Raw genomic sequence first — 20,078 nt, forward strand, 5'->3', positions numbered from 1 at the left:
AAACATTAAACGGCTTGAGCCCCCTAGAATACAGGGCTCAAGCCGCCTAAGCATTTTTATTATTTTCACTGTCTACTTGACAGGGAGCAGTTCAATTAAACCACTTCGGCTTTGATTATAAGCTTGTGTTCTTCATGTCAAAGATACTATCGTCATTTTTACTTTTTAAAAAATCTCAAATGACATATTAGTTAGTAACGGATGAACCATTTAGAAACCTATTTATCTATAACAATCTCAGTTTTTAAATTTTAAATTTAGAAACATTTACTTGAAGTTCTTGAGCCATATGACTTAATGCATTGGATGAAGCTGAAACTTCTTCCATTGATGCATTTTGTTCTTCTGCAGCAGCAGCAATATTTTGTGTATTTTTTGAAGACTGTATAGATACGCTTGCGATTTCAGATATCATCTGCACCATTTCTTCAGTGCTTGCGTTTACCTCTTCTATAACCGCAGATACTTCTTGAGTTTGACTCGTAATCCCTTCAATCATTTCCGCAATTTCATTAAAGGATTTTCCAGTTTCATGTACTTTACTCATACCTGCTTTTAAAGATTTTGTACCTTCATCCATTGAAAGTGATACTTGGCCAATTTCCTTTTGAACTTCTTGAATCACTAACTGAATATTATTAGTTGCTTTACTCGATTCTTCAGCAAGTTTTCTAACTTCATCTGCAACAACAGCAAAGCCTTTTCCATGATCTCCTGCACGAGCTGCCTCAATTGCAGCATTTAATGCTAATAAGTTTGTTTGATCGGCAATACCTGAAATCAGCTCTAAAATAGTACCAATTTCCTTTGAACGTTCACTTAATTTAGTAACAATATTGGCTGTTTGATTCACGTTTTCTTGAACAATTTCCATTTGCGTCACAGTTTCCGATAAGACAACTGTTCCAACTTCTGCTTTTTGATTCGTTGCCATAGTTAAATCCGATACAGTTTGGATAGAGTTCGCAACTTGTTCCATACCTTTTGAAATCTCATTAACTGATTGTTCTGCAGAGCTCGCACTATTTACTTGGTTTTCTGACCCACTTGCTACTTCTTGAATAGAAATTGCAATTTGTTCTGTTGCTTGAGATGTTTGTTCAGAACTTGCAAGAAGTTCTTCCGATGATGCAGCAAGTGTCTCCGATGTTTGGGTAACTTGGTGGATTAAATCTCTCAAATTACTTGTCATTTCATTAAAGGATTGAGCTAATTCACCGATTTCATCTTTATTTTTAACATTTACTGGTTCAATTGTTAAATTACCATCTGCTACTTCTTTTATATTGTTATTAACAAGTTCAAGTGGTTTAGATATCATTCTTGAGACAATATAAGCAATAACAAGCGCTAAAATTAATCCACCTATAAAAATAATTAAAATAAGTGTAAATGATTTTGCAAAGGTATTATCGCCTTCCTTGTTTGCCTTTTGAGCAGCATCATCATTTATTTTTACAAGAGCATCTAAATTCTTCTGCATATCAGAAAATAACGCCTCTGCTTGTTCATTCGTTTCGTTAAATTTTTCACCATCTATAGGTCCAGCACCTTTTACTACATCCATTTTAGAACCAATCTCAATAAAATTAGTATGTAGTTCTTCATAACTTGACCACTTTTCCCTTAATTCATTAAAGTTCTTTTGCTCTTCTTCTAAAAGTATAAGCCCTTCATATTCTTCAAATGCCTTATCTATAGCTGATAAAGTCTCGCTTATCTCTTTTTCTATTTTATCTAATTCACTCTTATCAGATTTTAAGCTATAGCTGTATTCAAGTGCTCGAATATGTTCAGTAAGGTAATTAATATTATTAATTGTTTTAACACTCGGAAGCCAATTGTCAGCAATTTCTGTTGATTTTTCATTAATGGCATTCATACCAATAATTGATATTCCTCCTAAAAGTGCAAGAAAGATAATTATAGATAGAAAACCTACATATAACTTCTTTGAAACTGTAAATCTAAATACACCCATTTCACATTCTCCTTTTCGATTATTTGTAAATTTACTTACTAATCTTTCGATAAGAGCCTAATATAAAATAGATATAAAAACCCATGAGTATTATACTGATTTTTAACTGTGCAAAAAAGTATGACAAATAAAACAAGAAAATTAACCAAATCACCAAACATCCTCTATTTTCACAATGATTAACTATTCCATTATCTATCTCTAATACTCAACAAGATTTAATATCCATTAGCTGTCCACTCATCGTTCATTTCAGCAAATATTCGATGAGCTTGGCTCAATCATTCATATATTTAAACTTTACTGTTTTGTTCTACTACCTTCGCCTTTTAAGATGATTGGTATATTTTACTATACCAAAGAAAGATAGATTTGTATAATGTTTGTATAATGTTTTTTAATTTTTTGTACAATTTGTACAATTTTTGATAATTTTTTTCTATGATTTAATAACTTAATCTTAGAATGAATTCAACAAAATGGTACTTTAATGGAGCAATAAAAAGGCTAATTTCTCAGCATCAAATTGAAAAATTAGCCCTTTTGATATTAAAATTTTCTTAACATTGTAAATCCTATCCTATACTGTGGTACATAAATATAAAAATCTGAGAGGTGTATCGATATGAATGACAAAAAAGATGTGTTAGATAAAGGTCCATTTTTTCATGGTACTAAAGCAGAATTAAAAATTGGAGAGTTATTAGAACCACAACACTTATCGAATTATCAAGATAAGAAATCTAATTATATATATTTTACTGCAACATTAGATGCTGCTAAATGGGGTGCTGAATTAGCAACATCTAAATCAAAAGAAAGAATTTATATTGTAGAACCATTAGGCGATTTTGAAAATGATCCGAACTTAACAGACAAACGATTTCCTGGAAACCCAACACGTTCGTATCGGTCTAAATCTCCGTTGAAAATCATAGCTGAATTAGGCTCGTGGGAAAGGCATTCTGATGAACAAATAAATCATATGGTTTCATCTTTAAAAAAGTTACGGGAACAAGGAAATGCTGTCATAGAAGATTAATCCTTAAAAATGAAAGGACAGTACATATTAGTCGGGTAAAAATATGTACTGTCCTTCCTTCTTCAATTCAACTCATTGTAAGGTTAAATTATCCTATTGCTGAAAATCTTAAATGCGATTTATTGAACTACCCTTTAGTTCGATAAATAAAATAATAATGCTACCACAATACTCGGAATTCCAACCAAAGCTGAATGAAAACTGATTTTATTTCTTTCATTTCTACCTTCATCCGATTCCGTAGCCAAATTAGCACGCATTCGATCTCCACTTACAAATACTCCTGATAAAATAAAGGCTATTGCAAAGAAAAAGAATCCAATACCACTTGTAATAGGAATAACCATTTCAATATTCCAAATTAAAAAAGACACCGCTACCCCTAACAAAGCTAAAAAAGATCCCATCAATAAATATTTCAAATGATCCCCCCTAATCAATCTCACCTCTTAATACGAATGAAATACCAAAAAGTTACAATTAACTTTACTGAAATATTCAGTTCGGCAGTAACATGTAATTATTTATAGAGTCTTATTCTAGAATGGGGCGCTCGATAAGATGACTATCCGGATATTTGACTTATTGAAAAAGATGGTGTAGTAACCGATTTTTATCTTCAAAAAATTGCTTCATAATGGAATAGTGTTGTGTGTCTTCCAATGTGGATTCACTCATGCCCTCTTCTGTGAGCTGAATAATTTTCGATTTTGGATACGCCATTATGATGGGTGAATGGGTTGAAATGATAAATTGAGACCCTTGATTAACGAGCTCATTTATTCTAGCGAGCATCGACATTTGCCTTAATGGTGACAAGGCAGCTTCTGGCTCATCTAAGATGTATAAGCCATTTCCTTGAAAACGTTCCATAAACGCTGCAAAAAATGATTCCCCATGCGATTGTTCGTGGAGTGATTTGCCTCCATAAGAATCGATAATTTTCGGCCCAGGTCCTGGTTCCCTATCTAACGCTTCAATATTTGTTGCGACGTTGTAAAAAGATTCCGCTCGAAAGAAAAAATGATCTTTTGCCCTATTTATGCCTTTTACGATACGGAGGTATTCGTCTAAGTTCGAGTGAGAGTCAAAACTGGAGAAGTTAAAATTTAACGTACCTCCCTCTGGATTGAATCCTAAAGCAACGGCAATGCCTTCTAGTAAAGTGGACTTACCCATCCCATTTTCTCCAACAATATACGTTACATTTGGATGAAACGTTAACTCTTGAAAATTTTGAATGAATAAAAGATTAAGTGGGAAATGTTCATAAGATGCTATTTGTTCTCTCTTAAGATAGATCGACCTTATATATTGGGATTCTTCATTTAACGTAACCAATAAAATTTCACCTCATTGAGTATAAATAGTAAATTCTAAAAAAATATTAATCATCCACCCTTCCCCTATTATAAAGAAGTATTTTTTCTTCGCGCCATTAAAATATAAAGAGAGCACACGACTTTCCTAAATGTGCTCCCTTGAATCCCCTCTATTTATACCTCGATATCGCCTAAAATTCTTAGAGCATCTAACATAATTAATAACTCGTAAGCGACGATTGGATTTCGTAATTCTTTATTTAACAATTTTTCAATACGGGATATTCGATACATTAATCCACTCATCGAAAGAGAGAGATCACTAATGGTTTGCTGTAGATTGCCACCATTCAATAAAAAGATATAAATCGTTTTTAATAGTTCATCTCGTTTTTGGTCTTTTAATTGGAAAATTGGACTTAATTCCTTTTGCGCTTTACGGCGAATGGTCATCATATTTTTGGAATTGATTAACGATCCTACGATACTTGCATTTTCAAAGTAGACGATTTGCTCATCTGTATTTAAGCGCAGAGCAATTTGGGATTCTTCTAAACTTTCATCTATTGTTTCGATATCCTCACTTTCGCCACTTAGTCCAATGCGGAATTGAACAAATCGAAACTGATTATTTAATAGCTTAAGTATATTTTCAATTTTTAATTGCAATGCCTCTACTTTTGGAAACAACATGACGATTTGATGTTCATATTGGGTAATTAAAATTTTATAACTTTGCATATCTAAATAGCGGGTAATGGATTGAATGACTTTATCTAAAAAATCTAATTTCGAAGTATCTAGTTGACTAGATTCTGCAGTTAATGTGGCAATATAATACGGTTCTTTTAAATCGATCCCTAAATAATAGCCCCGATAAATGGCACTCGTTTTTGATGAATATTGCTTTAATAAAATTTGTTCAAAATAATAGCCCTTCATATTGTCTAATGCTTCATAACTTGTCTTTTCATTTAAAAAATAAAGAGCTGCTGAGGTTGCTGCACGTTGTATAAACATAAAATCGTTATCAAGATTAACGATATTTTTATCTAAATAGAGAAAGGTAATATAGCCGATTGTTTGTTTTTGTACAATAATCGGTGTCACGATGCGATTGTGTAACTTCCCACGTATGATGAACGTTTTATTGTAGGAAGAAATTTGTATTTTCCCACTCTTTGTTTTTGTGATGGATTTATGGAAATCGTCACTATACTGTTGGAACTGTTCCTTATCTAATCCAGTAAAAATCCTCGGTTGAAAATTTAAATCTTCAATAGAAACCGGGATATTCAATGTTTCATGAACTGTATTGACAATTTCCTCAATCGAATCACCATCCGAAAGTTTTGACGTTAACGTATCATGAAAGGTTGATACTTTCTCGATATAGTTTTTCTGGTCAAGGAGTTGTTCATAGGTGAAATTTAATTCATCGATAAAATTATTTTCTTTATATAATTGAATCTCTTCTAACATTTCCATGTCATCGTGCCAATCTTCTAAGAGCCGCATTTCATAACAGCATTCATCATCGCCCTTTGCACGACATTTCACTTCTTTTAAAAATACTTTTCTACCAATAACAAGTGAGGTAAATCCACTGCCGAATCCTGTTAATGTATGACACACAGGATGAGTGGATTTTCCATGGTTTCGAACATGCTCCAATACCTCAAAGGAATCGAACCATTTACCTGTAGCAGAAATATGTGCTACTTTCCCATCTTCATCCAATATTAAAGTACGTTCTGAACTTAAATCGGATAATTGACCCGTTTGTAAATGAAGATTGGGTGCTTTATTTAACATTTCTTCAATTGGTCCAGGTGATTTTAATACTTCTTTCGCGTGGGCTACCCCTAAATTCCAACCATATCTTAAAAGAAAGGCTTTTGCTCTTTTCATACCTAAGTTACTGATTAACTCTTTTCGTAATAAACCAAATGTAGCAGAAGTTGTTGATAAAGTTTTATCTTCAAAATTATCAAATGTTTGCAAGTCTAGCAAAACCAACACCTCACAGAGTTCTAATAGAAACTATTTACCAAAAAATGACTTCTACTAAAAGTAAAAGTCATTTTCTAACATATTTATTTGATTATAACTAAAACATTACAATATTCACACTATTTAGACTTTTGATTTTACAGAAAGTCCAAAATCGAGTCCTTCATGAATATTACTTTCTTGACCATAAAAGGCACGCAGTTTTTTCACTGCTTCTTCAGGCGGTTTTGCATTGAAATAGCCCTTCCTTGTCATCGTAACACCTGATTTTTCTTTTAAATCTGTTAACGATTCGCACATTTTTAACCCTGCTGCAAAGGAATCGACAATTGGAACATCATCAATTCTTGAAATGCCATGCGTCGCTAGGAAAACATTCATCGGTCCTTCTCCTGGAATGATGACATCTGCTCCCTGTTCAATCACTATTTTTGCACTTTCAATAAAGCTATCAATGACAGGCTCTGGATTATTAAAACCACCTAAAATATCATAAAAGCCAACTTTTGTTTGAACGATTGGACCGAGCTTTTGGGCTAAACCATAGCGGCCAGCATTATATCGCAATTGATCTTGTAAAGGCTCTAAAAAGTTGACAATTCCAATTTTATCTCCTAACATTGACGCGATATGCATGGATGCTTGGCCATATCCGATGACAGGTATATCCACAAGAGATCTTGCTTCAAGTAGTCCCACATCTGGAATTGTCCCGATAAACATACAATCATATCCTGCACTTTCTGCAATGAGTGCATTACGGATAAATTGCTCGCGATGCAGATTTTGTAAATACGAATACGTAATAAAATGCCCCGGATAATCAGTTGGATACGTCTCGCTACTCATTCCATGTAACACAACTTCCACATCTGGACGCGCCACTTTTTGAATATGCGCAATGACTGCATCGCGGTATTGTGGAACCTGTTCGATCGACGTTAAGCTTTGATGCCAAATTTTCAATGCGTTCACTCCCTACTAAAAAACTTAATTGGTTACTAGTTTTGCTAATGCAGATTTTGCTGCAATTCTTCCGAAGATGGCAGCTTTACCTAAAGAACTACCTGTCATATAGCCGGCACCATGAAAGCCACCAGCAATTTCACCAGCTGCATATAACCCGTCAATTGGTTCATTGAAAGGATTTAGTACTTGTGCCTGCTCATTTACTGCTACGCCTGCATAAGTCGCTAACATTGCTGCCGTTGTACGCATTGCATAAAATGGGGCTTCGTTAATTTGTTTAGGTTTTCCAAAATAATGGGTTAACGTTTTACGACCAAATTCACTATCTTCACCTTTAGACACGTCCTCATTGTACTTAGCAATTGTTTTTTCTAGTTGTTCAATCGGCACATCAATTAATTGAGCTAATTCTTTTAATGAGTTCGCTTTCTCGATTAAACCTAGTTGCAATAAGTTATCGAAATCGTATAATGCATCGCCAGGCACACTTTCGTTCATAATCGTTTGGTCCCAAATTTGGAAACTCGTATTGTCTGGTTGCTTCAATGCTTCCGTTCCAATTAACTTATACGAAATGGATTCATTGACAAAGCGGTTGCCAAATTTATTCACGATGATCGCACCTTTATAAAATGCATGGGCTTGTGACTTACGAGGTCCATCCGCAGTTGGATGAAAACCATACGTTCCTTGTAAATAAGGCAGATCTCTTACCCACGCACCATGCTCCCAAGCTAGCTTGATGCCATCACCGACATTCCCATTACCGCCAATACGTAAAGCATTTTTTAATTGGGGCGCAAAGGATTCGAGCATCTCATTACTTTTAGAAAAACCACCTGACGTCAGGATGACACCTTGCTCACCTTTCACAACAAATTCTAGTCCGTCTTTTTCATAAATGACGCTTTGAATACGACCATCTGAATTTTTTCGGAGTCGTTTAACCGCAGCTTCTACAACCACTGTCACGTTCCCCGTCGCAATGGCCTGATTATATAAAGTTGTAATGGCTTGAAGAGGCGTGATCGTATGCCCTCTTGGTACAGTATGACCACTCGCTGCTCGAACGGCATGGAACTCCACACCCTTTTCGACTAACCATTTATACGTTTCGAGTTGGGATTTACCGTAAGCTTCCACAAGATGTGCTTCGTTCTTCCCTTCACCAACCGCAAGCATGTCATCGATTAATAATTGAGAAGAATCTTGAATGCCTTCTTTTTTTTGGAGGTCAGTTTCGGCAAATGCCATAAAGCGTCCACTTAGTAAGGAGCTTCCACCAATTTCTTTTTCCTTTTCAAGCACTAATACTTTTGCACCTAGACTTGCTGCTTCATTTGCCGCGCACAAGCCTGCCATGCCAGCACCGACGATAATGATGTTAAAGTTTTTCCCCATCCTTACACAACCTTTGATTCAACTTCACTCACTACTTCAAGTGCAGCCTCACAAATTTGCATATCATGTGAATAGTGTCCTCCACTTACTCCGATTCCACCGATTAATTCCCCATTTAGTTTAATTGGATAGCCACCACCAAAAATAACAAGGCGATCTGTATGAACTATTCCGTGTAATAGTGGTGGATCATCTTTTAAACGGTCGTACCATTCATGGGTTGCGCGGTTATAAGCTGCTGCTGAAAATGCTTTGTTTTGAGCAATTTCAAGACTAAGTACTGGTGCCCCATCCATCGCTGCAAAGCTTTTTAGATTTCCTACTTTATCAACAATCGCAATACTAAAAGGAATCCCTAGTTCTTTCCCTTTTTCTACTGCAGCCTCTAACAATTTATTTGCAAACTCTAAACTAATGTTTTTTGATTCAATTGCCGTTACAAATTCCGTCATAATAAATTCTCCTTTTTGTAAATAAATTTTATCCCGCATTAACGGGCAGTAACACTCCCACTTCAAGATTTAAATGAAACAAAAGTGGCTAAGTGGGAGATTAACTGCCCATAAAAGCCCGATTGGTTCAACTAACAATCCGTGGGGTGTGGGAAACCCCCACGGATTGAAGTTTCACTTTATTTTGTTAATAGCGCGTTCGTTTGACTAACCGAGACAGGCTGACCTGCTCCAAAAGCTTCTATAGACGTTGCCGTTATAGCAACGGATTTTGGTAAGACTAAATCCACAATGACATTTGCGATATCAATTGGTTTTAGCCAACTAGATGTATCTAATCCTGGAACAATTTCATGCATCATTCTTGTATCTACAGGGCCAGGGCATACTGCATTTACTCGAATGCCATTTGGTTTTAACTCTTCACCAAGCGCCTTTGTAAATCCGATAATGGCATGTTTAGAAGTAATATAAGGATTACGGTTTGGGCCTCCTTTTGTGCTCCAAATCGATCCAACATTAATGATGACCCCGTCTTTTTTCGTCATCATGTCTGGCACAACCTCTTTACAAAAATAAAACGGTGCATTTAAGTTAATGTCATGTACCCAATTCCATTCCTCAATGGTCGTTTCAACAAATGGTTTTAACAGCATGACGCCCGCATTATTGATTAAAATATCAATTTTGCCGAGGTGGTCACTCACATCTTTTACTGTTCGCTTTACTTCTTCTACATTCCCAACATCACATAAAACGGTCATTGCTTTTGTACCGTATTTTCCTGTTATTGTTTGTACAACTTCATCACACTCTTCTTTACTTCGTGCACAAACTGCAACATCCGCACCATGGGAAGCTAATAAAATGGCTGTTTCACGACCGATTCCGCGGCCCCCTCCCGTAACAAGGGCTACTTTTCCTTTTAACTCCATCGACAACACTCCTCGTTATGAATACGATTTTTCTTTTGACGCGACATAATCTACTGCATGTTCACCAGCACGTTTCCCAAATACTAATCCGCGCAATACCGAAGTGCCTCCAGGATATTTTCCGTAATAAAGTCCTGTCATTTCACCGGCAGCATACAGACCAGGAATGGCATCGTTGTCGTTTGAAAGAACACGTCCTTGTATATCTGTTGCAATCCCTCCATTTGTAAAGACATTGCAAGAAATCACTGGATAAGCGATATATGGCGCCTGATCAATTGGAATTGCCCAATTTGATTTAGGAGGTGTGATTCCTACTGCTTGCTTTCCATCTTTTTTATTCCATAAAAATTCACCTGGTTGAACGGCTTTATTAAATTCTGTTACCGTATTAACAAGCGTTTCAGCTGGTATGTTTAGTTTTATTGCTAGTTCCTCAAGGGTATTTGCCTCAATCGCTGGTTGCTCTGTTTGAAGTGCTTCTTCATAGTTTGGAATATCAAACATTTTTTGATCGGTAATCATGTAGGCAACGTGATCCGTACATTCATAAAATATCTTACTAGCAACCGCTTCATATTGTTCATCAATCGTTGTATACCCTTCATCTGTAAATCGCTTACCTTCCTGATTGACTAAAATAGCATAAGGATATAGCATTACGCCCGCTTCTTCTCGTTTACTTCGTGGATCAACAGGTTCAGCGTGGAACGAATCCCATTGCCCCGCACCTTTAGCACCTAGATTAAGTGCCATACGGATTGCTTCACCTTTGTTAAAATAGCCGCCCTCACAAACCGGTGGAATTTTATGTGCATCACGACCAATATATTGAGCCATCATTTCCTGATTACCTTGGAAGCCACCAGCAGCTAAAATGACAGCATTTACTTTAAGTTCAACACTTTCTCCACCTTTAATGCGAATGTTCAAGCCCTCTACTGCACCTGTCTCATCTAATAAAAGGTTCCAAGCTGTCGCTTCATAAATAATTTCTACCCCTAATGCTCTAGCCCGTAGCGAAAGGTTATCAATAATTGCACGGCCTCCACCAACTGGCAATAACCTTGGCTTTGAGGCAGTTAAAAACATCGTTGGCAAATAATCAAATTCCACTCCTTTTGACTCCACCCATCGTAAAGTAGGTCCTGCGTTTTGATGTAGGGTTTCGATATAGTTTTTATCCCCATAATGGTCGGAAAAGACAAGCATATCTTCGACGAAATTTGGAGCGGGCGTATCGATGTCTTCCATTCGCATATATGCCGCAGTCCATCTTGTATTGCCTCCACGATGGTCAAAATCGGCTCTTTCTAAAATGGCAATTTTCAAGTTTTGATTTTGTTCTTTCGCTTTCTCTGCCGCTGCTAATGCTGCAGCCGTTCCAGCAGCGCCACACCCAATAATGGCGATATCGAAGTCGATTTCATTTGTCATTTCGATTGAACCTCCTCTACCTCATGCTCTTTTAAATATTTTTCTTCCCACATTTTCACTTCATGGAGCTTGAATAGTTGTTGTCGTTCTTCCCATGTACAAATTAGGTCATGGATATTTTCTTGAGAACCATCTCGTTGTAATACTTTTAAACTTTCACGTACGCCTTTAATGGCTGAACGTAAGACCGTATTCGCACAAAGCACAATTTTGAAGCCAATTTCTTGTGCCTCCTCTAAAGAAATGAGCGGTGTCTTAGCTCCTTCTACTAAATTAATAATATGCGGGACATTTGGCACACCTGCCGTAATCGCCTTCATTTGCTCAATCGTTGTAGGTGCCTCAACGAATATGACATCCGCACCTGCTTCTTTATAGGCATTTGCCCGTTCGATCGCATCTTCCAATCCATTAACGGCAATTGCATCGGTTCTAGCAATAATTGAAAAGTTCACATCGACTCTCGCATCAACTGCCGCTTTAATTTTATTGACCATTTCATTTTTAGAGATCACCTCTTTGCCATTGAAATGACCACATTTTTTAGGCGAAACTTGATCTTCTAGTTGAATAGCAGAAGCGCCTGCACGTTCTAATTGTTTCATTGTACGTAAGACGTTAATAGCGTTTCCAAACCCGGTATCGCCATCGACAACAATCGGAATCGTCGTTACATCTGACATACGACTGACAATCTCTGCCACTTCCGTAACCGTTGTAAGCCCTACATCAGCCCATCCTAACTGTGCGTTTGAAATACCCGCACCAGTCGCATACAAAGCCGGAAAGCCGAACTCTTCTATTAATCTAGCCGTCATTGAATCATAAGCTCCTGGTAATATAAACGCATTTGGTTGTGTTAATAATGATTTGAATTGTTTATTTTTTGTCATCGTCTCATCCTTTAACTAATTGCTTTATAGTTATCAATTCTCACTTCACGAAGCCATGTTATTGTAAAGCTTCCTGTTGTAGGAATATGCATTTCTCCAAAATCAATATTTTGATTACTCAAAACAGAAATAATCCCTTGTTGTGTTCGACCATTAAGACTCAAAATTACTTCATAGAATCCTAGAGTTGGGAGAGTGTAAAAAGGATATAATCCCGTTTTTGCATCCCATTTAACTTTGTACGGCTTACCTAAAAGTCTTGAAATAAACATCATTTCACCTTGTGTAAGTAATTCTCTAATTCGAGTGGAGCTAATTTTATCTCCACAAAGATCCACTTTCGGTACAACAGAAACTTCTAGTAAACCCTTACCATGTTCAGCTAGCGTTGTAATATTGCCGGCTCCTTTTTGACCGTATGTGTAATCAAATCCACAGACAGCGTGAACGGCGCCTAGATCAATTAAATAATCTGAAACAAATTTTTCTGGTGTAAGAGAGGCAAAGTCTAAACTAAATTCAACAATGAAAAAATAATTAACACCCATCGCCTCTAATTGCTTTTCTTTTTCGGAAAGCGGCATTAAGTAATCCACGTTTGCTTGACCTTTTGATAACACACTTTTTGGATGCGGGAAAAAACTCATGACCGATAATGGTAAGTTTTGTTGAATTGCAGTTTCTTTCGCTTTCAAAATGACTTGTTGGTGCCCTTTATGCAGCCCATCAAAAAAACCTAGAGCAATCACATGTTTTGGAAGTTTGTTTTTCCAATCATTTAGGTTAGTGCTATTAATCTCAATTGTTTTCATTAACTTCCCCTCTCTTCCACTTTCATTATTTAGCTTCGATCGTAATATTATTTAACTCTTTATCTTGTACTGAGTCTCCCCAGTACGTATTTCCGAGTGAACGTTCTTCCATTGTCCATTTCACTGGTTCCCAATCTGGTTCAAAGATGAGGTAACCCCCTGTGAATAATTCCACACGGCAACCGCTTCCAGGATCCATCACATATAAGTACATCGCTTGCGAAATCCCGTGTTTCCCTGGACCAATAAATTGAATACCATTTTCTTTTAATATATCTGCCGCTCGTAAAATATCTTGCGTATCATCAGACCAGTAGGAAATGTGATGTAATCTGGCTGGTGTTGGTAAATTTGGTTTGGATAATACAGCGACATCGTGAACAAGTGGTGTGACACTCATCCAACCTGCAATCGTATTCCCCTCTTCGTTTACTAAATATTCGCGTAATTTAAAACCTAATTTTTCTAGTAAAAAGTCATAGGTTTGATCCACTTCTGTTGACGTATGGATATTCACGTGGTCAAAGCGTCTAGGTGAAACGCCTTTTGCCCAGGATTTATAAGTTTGATTTTTTAGTACCGACCTGCGATGTTCTGCAACTGGTGGTCGTTCTACATCATAATAAAGCTCAAATGTATGAAGACTTGGTAATTTAAAACGAATTGCTTCTCCAATGCCCGGTGTTGCGCCTTTAGGAAGATACGTTACATCAACGCCTTCTTCTTCTAGTAATTGCTTAAATTGTTGCACATCTTCTTTGTTTTTCGTTCGCCACCCAATATGCTTTAAATAGCCACTTTCACCTTGTTCTAGAGACAATGTGTGATGTTGAAAATCTCCCCATGCTCTTAAATAGTGAACACCATCAACTTCATCTGTTTCTTCTAGACCAATCACTTCTCTAAAAAACCATAACGATTTTTCCAGATCCGATGTCACAATTGCTACATGACCTAATTTTGCGATTTCAGGTTTTCCCATCCTAGCTCCTCCAAACGGTTTAATGTATGCGTTTTCAGATCCCCTAATAAATCTCACTAATTATTCAAATACTATTAATTTCTAAATATACTGAAATATTACACAATTGATTTTTATAGTACTAGAGTAGAAATTGTTGATGTTGCTAAACATTTTTAGTTAATTTTTATTGGTTTTTATCCACGTTAAATCCGCCTGGGGCTTTATCTTCATTCAGTCGGGGTTTGACCCCCACTAAAATCGTTACTTTTATTCATTCATCCCACACTTATAGAAGTGGGATTCTTCTGCTGAATGAAGATAAATCTCATTTGGAATAAGGTAAGCATAGGTTTCTAACGTGATTTTCGCGTTTGCGTGTCCTAAACGCTTTGATACCTTCACACCATTAACACCCTTAGCTATTAAAAAGAAAAACACGAAAAGCGATATTTGATGCATGTATATCTCTCATCGAAGAAAAGGATTTTCAAGAAATTACGATCAACGAAATTGTGGAAAAAGTAGATATTAATCGAGGAACGTTTTATCTACGCTTCGAAGATAAATACGAATAGTTAGTAACAAACCTAAGGAAGTGAATATGTAGTAATTCTCTTTCTTTTTCGAATAGATTGTTATTTTATTATAATTTGCTATAATATTGTCTTATATGCCTAATATAGGACGATATTATCACAATTAAAAAAAGCTTTAAGATTAAATACTAGTGCTAATTTAATAGTTTTTCGACTTTACAACAAAAACTTTTAATAATAAATAGAAGCTATTTAATAAATGGACAAATAATTTTATTAGCAAGCCTCTTTTAACGAAATTTAAATTTTTACATATGGATAACTAAGCTTCTACTAGAAAACTAGGTAAAACAAGCAATTAATTGGGGGACTTAAGCGTTTATTTTAGGCAACTATGGAATACAAACTATAAGAAAGTGAAGTGCATGAAGTGAAAAAACGATTTAATTTTAAAAGTATAAAAATGAAAATGCTCTTAGGATTTTCATTAGTTATTTTACTAGTTGTTCTATTTGGGGCTTATAATTATTCGGTAATCAAGAAGAGCAATGATGAAGCTAAAAACATTGTAGAGAAAGAGCTGCCACTATTAATTGCTAATGAAGGAATGGCTAAAACAATGGCTGATCGAATAGCAAATGCCCGGGGTTATGTGTTATATGGCAATGATTATAAAGACCGATTTAACGAGTATACAGAAGAGGGTAAGCGTTATGAAGCAATGGTTAGAGAGATCGGAGCTTCAGAAGAATTTGACCAACTTATCAAAAAGACCGTTGAATGGCGAGAGTTTGTTGCAAAAGAAGTTTTTGAAGAGTATGACAAAGGGAATATAGAATTAGCTCGACAAAATCTAGCAGAACAAAACGAGGTTATACGAGAAATAGTAATGGGTTATAAAGAATTAGCAGAACAAAGTCGAGATACCATTAATGAAAAAGAAAGTAAAGTTATAGCAAATGGAAAAAAAACACTAGTTATATCTACAATAGTAATCATTTTGATTATCTTGATTAGTATAGCAGCAGCACTGATTACCTCCACTATCATTGCGAAGCCAATTATAAAAGTAATGAACCGAATGAAGTTAATTTCAAGTGGTGATTTAAGTAATGAGCCATTAGAAACCAAATCACACGATGAAGTAGGTCAACTAGTTGTTGCTACAAACGAAATGAGTAACAATATTCGCAAATTATTAAGTGAAATAAATGTTGCCTCTGAATTAATAACAAGTCAAAGCGGGGAGCTAACTCAATCAGCTACTGAAGTGAATGCTGGTTCCCAACAAATCGCTGATACTATGCATGAATTGGCTGCTGGTACAGAATCAGAAGCTCGAACTACTAGTGAACTAGCCTCCTTTATGGGGTTATTTTCAACTTCAATTCAAGAAACTAATACAAATGGAGAGAGCATTCAAAAAGCATCAAATGAAGTTTTTCAAATGACTAATGAAGGCAGTAAATTAATGGAAGCATCTAGCAATCAAATGGCTAAGATTGACCAGATTGTACAAGAGGCAGTCCAAAAAGTACAGGGCTTAGATGTTAAGTCACAAGAAATATCAAAATTGGTTTCTGTTATTCAAGAAATCGCTAATCAAACCAACCTTCTAGCGTTAAATGCAGCAATTGAAGCCGCAAGAGCAGGTGAACATGGGAAAGGTTTTGCCGTAGTTGCAGATGAAGTCAGAAAGCTTGCTGAGCAAGTATCAACGTCAATAACAAGTATAACAGGAATTGTTAATGGTATACAAAATGAATCTAGTACAGTAACGCAATCATTACAGAATGGATATACGGAAGTTCAACAAGGAACTAGCCAAATAATGAAGACTCAGGAAACTTTTACTGGAATAAATTCAGCTATAACAGAAATGACCAACAATATTAATACAGTAGTTGAAAATTTATCTAGTATTGCTTCAAATAGTGAAAAAATAAATGGATCTATCTCAGAAATTGCTGCTATTTCTGAGGAGTCAGCTGCAGGCGTAGAACAAACTTCTGCCTCGTCCCAACAAATAAGCAGCTCAATGGAAGAGGTAGCCAATAATGCCGATGAACTTGCGAAATTATCTGAAAAACTGAATGGATTAGTTCGCCAATTTAAAATTTAGAAACATCATTTGAATAGCCAACGTTCTAAGCGTGTAAAAATGCAAACCTTACCGAAGTAAGATTTGCATTTTTATTATCTATTTATTGATAAAGTAATCCCAATCGCTTTCAGTAAATTCAAGGAATGGTTTTTCAATGATTCTTCCAGCGTTATTGACTAAAATATCAATTTGACCATATTTTGAGAGTGTTTCATTCACAATCTTTTGATAACTGTCATTTTCAGTAATATCTGCTTGAACAAAATGCGCTTCTCCATTTTGCTCTATTATTTCATTTACAATTTCATTCCCTTTTTCTTCGTGACGACCTGTCACAATGACTTTTGCGCCTTCTTTTGCAAATAGTTTTGCTGTTGCTTCTCCTATGCCTGATGTGCTCCCTGTAATAATGACCACTTTATTTTGTAAGCGCAGGGGATACCTCTTCTTCATTATTTAGGTTATCTATTTTAATATCTGGTGTATCAGTTGGTTTTGCTACTTTAACGGCTATTAACCAAACCACTCCCAGTGCAAATAAACCTATCGTACTTACAAGAAGTGGGAAACGACCGATGTCTTGATTAAACATGTTTATAATAGCCCCAAAAGCAAATGGTCCCATTATACCGCCAATTCCTTGTGCCGCAACAACTAAACCAACATAAGATGTCGTGCTATTTTTTGGAGTAGCTTCTGCAACACGTGCAAATACTCCTGGTAGACCGATACCCATACCTGCTCCACCTATCATACTACCGATAAAGATCATAGTTAAACTATGTGAGAAGTAACAAATAGCCATCCCTAAACCAGTTAAGAAAACTGCTACGGGAATATACGATACAGGAATCATATGTTTTACACGACCAAAGACAAAGCCAGCCAATAACGTTCCAAATGTAAAGACAGAAATGGCCATGCCCGCTTGTGTAGCTGTTCCTAGATTTTCACTTGCGATCACTACTGAAATATTTGTTACATAGCCAAAAATTAAAGCAGAAAAGAACACTTGACCTAAAGAAACGCCGAAGATAACTTTAGGGGGTTTAACTTTTTGAACATTCGTCTCTTGTAACTTTTGTCTTTTCTCTGGTTCAGGTAAGAACAAGAACGTTAATGCTAAAATCCAAATCGGGAATAAATACGTTAAGAATCCATATTGCCAGCCATACATATCCGCTAAAATTCCGCCACCTAATTGGAAGAAAATCGCACCGATACATGCAATTGTTGAAGTACCGAAACCAATTAAGAAATCACGTTCACGACCATCGAAGAAGTCTGATATAATATCCACCGATAACGGCATTGTAATCCCTACACCAAGTCCTAATAATCCACGGAAGGCAATGATTAATGGAAGACTATCTATGAAGAATGGCATAATCCCACCAATCATGAACAAAATTAAACCTGTGAATAATAGTGTTCTCTTCCTAAAAATAGAGGATAATTTCCCGTAAAACAATGCAGGCACAATTTGAATGAGACCAGGGAAAGTTGCTACAAGCATAACAACCGTTGGATTATAGTCTGGATAAGCAGCAATAATGTCCGCCATAATAGATCCTGCAACACCGGCTGCTACGTCTTGGAAAGCAATAATGACAATTAAGAACTTTAAAAAGTTTCGATTAATTACCTTACTCATGAACAAACCCCCTTGTTTTTCACTTAAATATCATTGCAAAAGTAAAAATCAATTATATTTCGGCAATCACTCCTTTAGCCAAAATTAGTATCAACGAGAAATAAAACGCCTTCAAATACTAACTTAATAATATTTTCTAAGTTAAATATTTACAACAAGTTTACAAAACTCAAATACTTTTATACTACTTTTTGAAAGTAAACTAAGACTTTTTACTACACTTATTTTCTTAAAAAAACATTTAAAGCGCCTGTCCTTTCTTACTTAAAACAGATTTCAGAACAAAAACTAGTTACATTTCTTTTTATTAACTTTTTATTATAAGAAGAATTGACTAATATATCGTTTACGTAGGACTTAATGCAATCTTTTACGATGATTTCTATACGATTGTTCAAGAAATGTTTAAGAGACACGGAGATTAATTTCAATGAATTGCTTACGTTTGTGGAAAGGTATGAAGGATCTATGAAGTGTCAATTTGATAACTTTTACAATCAACTCTTTTAAAAAAACTCCCTCAAAAGATTGAAGGAGTTTAAATTGGATATTACACTCTTGCTAAGGCAATCTGTTGAGCTACATCATAAATTAAGTCTTCTTGTCCACCCACTGCTTTAAGTCGACCTAATTCTACTAGAATATCACGCTCATCAACACCAAATTTTTGTGCTGCGGCTTGTGTATGGAGTAAGAAGCTTGAATACACACCAGAGTAGCCCATAATCAGACTGGAGCCCGTAATCTCTTGTGGTCGTTGCATAAATTTCGCAACGATCTCGTTTGCTACATCCATAATTTTATATAGGTCAACGCCTGTGTTAAATCCAAGTCGTTCTAATACTGCCACCATGACTTCTGTTTGCGTATTCCCGCTACCTGCGCCTAAAGCTCTTAAACTACCATCAATATAAGTAGCACCTGCTTCAACCGCTGCAACAGTATTCGCCATTGCCATCGATAAATTGTTATGACCATGGAAGCCAATTTCACAACCAATTGATTGTTTTAGCGCGGCAATTTTCTCCGTTACATCTTGAGGTAACATGTAGCCCGCTGAATCGGTAACGTAAACTACTTCCGCCCCATAGCTTTCAAATAATTTTGCTTGTTCCACCACTTTTTCCACAGGTGCCATGTGCGCCATCATTAAAAAGCCGACTGTTTTTAAACCTAATTCTCGACCTAGCGCTATATGTTGTGCTGCCACATCCGCTTCTGTTACGTGTGTGGCTACACGAACCATTTTTGCTCCGGCTTTTACGGCATCCTGTAAATCTTCCTTTATCCCTATACCTGGTATAAGCAATACAGAAACCTTAGAATTTTCGCATACATCTGCTGCGGCTTCAATTAATTGTAATTCTTGGACTTTTGATAAGCCGTATTGTAATGAAGAGCCTCCTAAACCGTCTCCATGTGAAACTTCAAAATAACCAATCCCCGCTTGATCTAATCCACGCGCTGTTTGGCGGATTTGTTCTACTGTAAAGGCGTGTTTCATGGCGTGACTACCATCTCGAAGTGTAACATCTAATAGTTCAAAAGATCGTGATTTCATAT

General features: G+C 36.2%; 19 protein-coding genes. 3 read left to right on the top strand and 16 right to left on the bottom strand.

Annotated elements, in window-relative coordinates:
• Positions 1-244: 244 nt before the first annotated feature.
• Positions 245-1,981, bottom strand: a complete 1,737-nt coding sequence (locus EK386_RS04735; RefSeq protein ID WP_126657887.1) for a methyl-accepting chemotaxis protein — start codon at positions 1,979-1,981, stop codon at positions 245-247.
• A 625-nt stretch (positions 1,982-2,606) separates the two neighbouring features.
• Here EK386_RS04735 and arr point away from each other — a divergent pair.
• On the top strand, positions 2,607-3,023 hold the full coding sequence (gene arr / locus EK386_RS04740) for an NAD(+)--rifampin ADP-ribosyltransferase (RefSeq protein ID WP_126657888.1): 417 nt from the start codon (positions 2,607-2,609) through the stop codon (positions 3,021-3,023).
• A 134-nt stretch (positions 3,024-3,157) separates the two neighbouring features.
• On the opposite strand, the gene EK386_RS04745 is transcribed toward arr, so the two are convergent.
• The 12 genes from EK386_RS04745 to EK386_RS04800 all read right to left on the bottom strand — a co-directional run bounded on the left by EK386_RS04745 (position 3,158) and on the right by EK386_RS04800 (position 14,680).
• On the bottom strand, positions 3,158-3,445 hold the full coding sequence (locus tag EK386_RS04745; protein WP_126657889.1) for a DUF5316 domain-containing protein: 288 nt from the start codon (positions 3,443-3,445) through the stop codon (positions 3,158-3,160).
• 160 nt (positions 3,446-3,605) lie between these two features.
• Positions 3,606-4,364 (bottom strand): AAA family ATPase, encoded by a 759-nt coding sequence (locus tag EK386_RS04750; RefSeq protein ID WP_126657890.1) that lies wholly within the window; start codon positions 4,362-4,364, stop codon positions 3,606-3,608.
• 155 nt (positions 4,365-4,519) lie between these two features.
• Positions 4,520-6,358 carry a XylR N-terminal domain-containing protein gene (locus EK386_RS04755; protein WP_158674374.1) on the bottom strand — a complete coding sequence of 613 codons (1,839 nt, stop codon included), beginning with the start codon at positions 6,356-6,358 and terminating at the stop codon, positions 4,520-4,522.
• Positions 6,359-6,481: 123 nt separating this feature from the next.
• Entirely contained in the window at positions 6,482-7,324 is an 843-nt protein-coding gene (locus EK386_RS04760; RefSeq protein ID WP_126657892.1) for an aspartate/glutamate racemase family protein, read from the bottom strand.
• 24 nt (positions 7,325-7,348) lie between these two features.
• Positions 7,349-8,728, bottom strand: coding sequence for an FAD-dependent oxidoreductase (locus EK386_RS04765; protein WP_126657893.1), 1,380 nt, complete (start codon positions 8,726-8,728; stop codon positions 7,349-7,351).
• A gap of 2 nt (positions 8,729-8,730) precedes the next feature.
• Positions 8,731-9,180 carry a GlcG/HbpS family heme-binding protein gene (locus EK386_RS04770; RefSeq protein WP_126657894.1) on the bottom strand — a complete coding sequence of 150 codons (450 nt, stop codon included), beginning with the start codon at positions 9,178-9,180 and terminating at the stop codon, positions 8,731-8,733.
• A 179-nt stretch (positions 9,181-9,359) separates the two neighbouring features.
• Positions 9,360-10,115, bottom strand: a complete 756-nt coding sequence (locus tag EK386_RS04775; RefSeq protein WP_126657895.1) for an SDR family NAD(P)-dependent oxidoreductase — start codon at positions 10,113-10,115, stop codon at positions 9,360-9,362.
• Between the two features lie 15 nt (positions 10,116-10,130).
• Complete coding sequence (locus EK386_RS04780; protein WP_126657896.1) at positions 10,131-11,552, bottom strand: FAD-binding protein; 1,422 nt, start codon at positions 11,550-11,552, stop codon at positions 10,131-10,133.
• Positions 11,549-12,445: an isocitrate lyase/PEP mutase family protein gene (locus tag EK386_RS04785; protein WP_126657897.1), complete on the bottom strand. Its 897-nt coding sequence runs from the start codon at positions 12,443-12,445 to the stop codon at positions 11,549-11,551. The genes EK386_RS04780 and EK386_RS04785 overlap by 4 nt, the downstream gene beginning before the upstream one ends.
• A gap of 11 nt (positions 12,446-12,456) precedes the next feature.
• Positions 12,457-13,257, bottom strand: a complete 801-nt coding sequence (locus EK386_RS04790) for an FAD synthetase family protein (protein ID WP_126657898.1) — start codon at positions 13,255-13,257, stop codon at positions 12,457-12,459.
• A 25-nt stretch (positions 13,258-13,282) separates the two neighbouring features.
• A complete protein-coding gene (locus EK386_RS04795; protein ID WP_126657899.1) occupies positions 13,283-14,239 on the bottom strand; it encodes a VOC family protein in 957 nt (318 codons plus the stop codon).
• Positions 14,240-14,488: 249 nt separating this feature from the next.
• Entirely contained in the window at positions 14,489-14,680 is a 192-nt protein-coding gene (locus EK386_RS04800; RefSeq protein ID WP_126657900.1) for a hypothetical protein, read from the bottom strand.
• Between the two features lie 41 nt (positions 14,681-14,721).
• On the opposite strand from EK386_RS04800, the gene EK386_RS20420 reads away from it, so the two are divergent.
• Positions 14,722-14,796: a TetR family transcriptional regulator gene (locus tag EK386_RS20420; protein WP_246027585.1), complete on the top strand. Its 75-nt coding sequence runs from the start codon at positions 14,722-14,724 to the stop codon at positions 14,794-14,796.
• A 424-nt stretch (positions 14,797-15,220) separates the two neighbouring features.
• Entirely contained in the window at positions 15,221-16,879 is a 1,659-nt protein-coding gene (locus EK386_RS04810; protein ID WP_218939061.1) for a methyl-accepting chemotaxis protein, read from the top strand.
• Positions 16,880-16,957: 78 nt separating this feature from the next.
• Here EK386_RS04810 and EK386_RS04815 read toward each other — a convergent pair whose 3' ends face one another.
• The 3 genes from EK386_RS04815 to dmpG all read right to left on the bottom strand — a co-directional run bounded on the left by EK386_RS04815 (position 16,958) and on the right by dmpG (position 20,076).
• Entirely contained in the window at positions 16,958-17,314 is a 357-nt protein-coding gene (locus EK386_RS04815) for an SDR family NAD(P)-dependent oxidoreductase (protein ID WP_126657902.1), read from the bottom strand.
• The gene (locus EK386_RS04820; RefSeq protein ID WP_126657903.1) at positions 17,280-18,515 is read right to left on the bottom strand and encodes an MFS transporter; all 1,236 of its coding nucleotides are present in this window, start codon (positions 18,513-18,515) and stop codon (positions 17,280-17,282) included. The genes EK386_RS04815 and EK386_RS04820 overlap by 35 nt, the downstream gene beginning before the upstream one ends.
• Before the next feature lie 550 nt (positions 18,516-19,065).
• Positions 19,066-20,076 carry a 4-hydroxy-2-oxovalerate aldolase gene (gene dmpG, locus EK386_RS04825; protein WP_126657904.1) on the bottom strand — a complete coding sequence of 337 codons (1,011 nt, stop codon included), beginning with the start codon at positions 20,074-20,076 and terminating at the stop codon, positions 19,066-19,068.
• Positions 20,077-20,078: the final 2 nt, after the last annotated feature.

The organism is Lysinibacillus antri, assembly GCF_003977595.1.
Lineage (GTDB): Bacteria > Bacillota > Bacilli > Bacillales_A > Planococcaceae > Ureibacillus > Ureibacillus antri.